General features: G+C 50.4%; 2 rRNA genes. Both read right to left on the bottom strand.

Features of this window, described 5'->3' with window-relative positions:
- Positions 1–8 precede the first annotated feature (8 nt).
- Positions 9–123, bottom strand: a 5S ribosomal RNA gene (gene rrf / locus KD147_RS16710).
- Between the two features lie 139 nt (positions 124–262).
- Positions 263–1,014, bottom strand: a 23S ribosomal RNA gene (locus KD147_RS16705); the annotation flags it as partial.

Below are 1,014 nucleotides of genomic sequence, written 5' to 3'. Positions count from 1 at the left end.
AATTAGGAGCCTGGTGATGACCTACTTTCACATGGCAAATGCCACACTATCATCGGCGCAGTTCCGTTTCACTTCTGAGTTCGGCATGGGGTCAGGTGGGTCCAGAACGCTATTATCACCAAGCAAAGTTGGTTACTAATCGCTATTGCAATCAGTATTAATTCGGAAAGCTGCTCTTTATTTCAAAGCAATAAGTAATGTGTCTACTTCAGTCTTTATTTCTAACTTCTAACTTAACAGTCTCACACCATTTTGGCGTTGTATGGTTAAGCCTCACGGGTAATTAGTACAGGTTAGCTTAACGCCTCACAGCGCTTCCACATCCTGCCTATCAACGTTGTAGTCTTCAACGGCCCTTTAGTGGAGTCGAACTCCAAGTGAGAACTCATCTCGAGGCTCGCTTCCCGCTTAGATGCTTTCAGCGGTTATCGATTCCGAACGTAGCTACCGGGCAATGCAATTGGCATCACAACCCGAACACCAGCGGTTCGTCCACTCCGGTCCTCTCGTACTAGGAGCAGCCCCTCTCAATTCTCAAACGCCCACGGCAGATAGGGACCGAACTGTCTCACGACGTTCTAAACCCAGCTCGCGTACCACTTTAAATGGCGAACAGCCATACCCTTGGGACCGACTTCAGCCCCAGGATGTGATGAGCCGACATCGAGGTGCCAAACACCGCCGTCGATATGAACTCTTGGGCGGTATCAGCCTGTTATCCCCGGAGTACCTTTTATCCGTTGAGCGATGGCCCTTCCATTCAGAACCACCGGATCACTATGACCTACTTTCGTACCTGCTCGACGTGTCTGTCTCGCAGTTAAGCTGGCTTCTACCATTACACTAACCGTACGATGTCCGACCGTACTTAGCCAACCTTCGTGCTCCTCCGTTACTCTTTGGGAGGAGACCGCCCCAGTCAAACTACCCACCAGGCACTGTCCGCAACCCCGATTCAGGGGCCAACGTTAGAACATCAAACATACAAGGGTGGTATTTCAAGGATGGCTCCAC

This window comes from Pseudoalteromonas sp. BDTF-M6 (assembly GCF_018334135.1).
Lineage (GTDB): Bacteria > Pseudomonadota > Gammaproteobacteria > Enterobacterales > Alteromonadaceae > Pseudoalteromonas.
This window is presented reverse-complemented; position numbering and strand designations above follow the sequence as displayed.